This window comes from Clostridium tarantellae, from assembly GCF_009295725.1.
GTDB lineage: Bacteria > Bacillota > Clostridia > Clostridiales > Clostridiaceae > Sarcina > Sarcina tarantellae.
The window spans coordinates 1-1,989 of record NZ_WHJC01000441.1 but is presented as its reverse complement, the minus strand read 5'-3'; the positions used below and the strand labels follow the sequence as shown (position 1 = coordinate 1,989).

At 20.5% G+C, this 1,989-nt stretch carries 3 protein-coding genes; all 3 read right to left on the bottom strand.

Annotated features, from left to right (window positions below; all coding sequences use genetic code 11):
* Window positions 1-389 (bottom strand): carboxypeptidase-like regulatory domain-containing protein (locus tag GBZ86_RS15395; RefSeq protein WP_152892123.1); only part of this gene is annotated, 389 nt, incomplete at its 3' end.
* A 246-nt stretch (window positions 390-635) separates the two neighbouring features.
* The gene (locus GBZ86_RS15390) at window positions 636-1,052 is read right to left on the bottom strand and encodes a hypothetical protein (RefSeq protein WP_152892121.1); all 417 of its coding nucleotides are present in this window, start codon (window positions 1,050-1,052) and stop codon (window positions 636-638) included.
* Window positions 1,053-1,151: 99 nt separating this feature from the next.
* Window positions 1,152-1,772: an alpha/beta fold hydrolase gene (locus GBZ86_RS15385; protein ID WP_152892119.1), complete on the bottom strand. Its 621-nt coding sequence runs from the start codon at window positions 1,770-1,772 to the stop codon at window positions 1,152-1,154.
* Between the last annotated feature and the right edge of the window lie 217 nt (window positions 1,773-1,989).

Here is a 1,989-nt window from a genome sequence, read left to right as displayed (position 1 = left end):
ATATTAGGATCATTTAATAAAACAAAATTAAATTCTAAGTTTTGTTTTGGTAATATAGAAAAATTATTAACATGACTAATTAATTTTCCATTAGCTTTAGCTATTAAATTATAGGTTTCACTATAGGGAATTTCATTAATTAAATATTTTCCATTTTCACCAGTAGTAATATAAGTTAAAGGCTTAAAATCTTTATCCATTAAATTAATAACAGCATTATTAATTGGTTTATTTAAATAATCTACCACCATACCAGAAATTGTTGTTTCTATATTAATTTTTTTAGTATTTTTAGTAAGCTTTAATTTCATTTCAATATCTTGTGCTTTTTTATCTATATATATCTTAGAAGAAATGAAAGGACTATATTTATCTCTTTTTAAATCCATATTAATTTAACTTCCTTTTAAAATTTATATATTTTATGATATTCCTTTTACATTTTTTTGTGAAATTTTTATATTTCCATTAAAACTTAATTTTAAAATTAAAATAAAAAACCTATTTTCACCATATTATTTAATGAAAATAGGAATACTAAGTATAATATTTTTTTACATTCATTAGCTTTACATAACTTCTCTCTATTTTATTTAAAGTATAATTATTAAAAACATATTTTATAATGTAATATGTTAATGAATTACAGGAATTTGAATTTTTTCAACTACTATTTTAGCTATAAATATATATGGGTTTCCTTCATCTTTTCTTAAAATTTTATTAAAATCTTTTAAAAATTTTTCTGCTACATCTTCCCTAATCATATTCATTCTATCAAGCATATCAGTTATAAATCCACTAACGTCATTAACACATACATTTTCATCTGCTGGAGCATTTTCTATTAAATCTAAAGCAAGTAACATATTTTTTAATGTATCAATATCGTCTTCACTTCCATGTAATATTCCATTATCTAAATCTGATAATAATATAATAACCATTTCTTTTAAACTAATACAATCCTCAATGACTTTTAATCCATGAATCCATTTATTATATATGTTAAGCATATTATTTCCAACTTCGTTAATATTAAAATTTTTCATAATAATCACTTCCTTAATTTTTTTACTTATTTATATTCATAAAAACTCAATACCCTTTTAAACTATTTATTCTAAATACATATTAAAAGTTTTTTTCTATTATCTATTTAAAATAAATTCTTTTTCTTTTATTATTATATCTTGTAACATATCTATAGTTTTAACTACATCTCCTTCTATATCTAAAGCATGATTAGCATCATCTATTACTATAAGGTTAACTCCCTGAATATTTTTTATTTTTTCTATAGATTTAGGCTCTATTAAAGGATCTTTAGTCCCTGTAATAACTAATGAATTTTCTTTTATTCCTTTTTTAACTGTTTGTTCTATAGGACTTATGTAGATATTTCTAACAATTGAGTTTTTTAATTTTTTATTTAATAAGGTTTGTACACAAGTTCCTATGCTCTTACCAATTATTAAAATTTCATTGTATTCCTTAGAAATAGATGCTTTTATAGCATTTATAGTTTCAGTAGCCATTACATTAAATTCTTTTTCTACATTAAACTCCTTTCTTGCTATTTGAAAACCATACTCCATTTGTAAAACATCATAATCTAATTCTAAAGCTAATTGTTTTGAATAGTCTAAATAAGATCTGTCAATAGAGTAAGCAATGCCTGGTAAAACAATGCATAGTCTATCACTGTTTTTATCAGTAAATTTTCCTTTCAAGTCTATATTCCAATATGATTTTAATTCTGTATTTTCCATAAATAAATCCTCCTATTTAAAAATAATTTTTTAATAAAAAAAGTATATATATTAGTATATATAACTCTAAAAATAAAATTTTTCAATTTTTAAATGTATTTACAATTAAAAATATTTTATCTAAAATTGAAAAATAATATCTTTTTCTTTATAAAATCATAATATAACTAATAACATTAATTTTTTATAAGAGATATTAGCTTAGGAGGAATAAATG

What these genes read in the sequence shown, in the direction of transcription:
- GBZ86_RS15390 (WP_152892121.1), bottom strand. Translation starts at nt 1,052, where the DNA reads ATGAAAAATTTTAATATTAACGAAGTTGGAAATAATATGCTTAACATA.
- GBZ86_RS15385 (WP_152892119.1), bottom strand. Translation starts at nt 1,772, where the DNA reads ATGGAAAATACAGAATTAAAATCATATTGGAATATAGACTTGAAAGGA.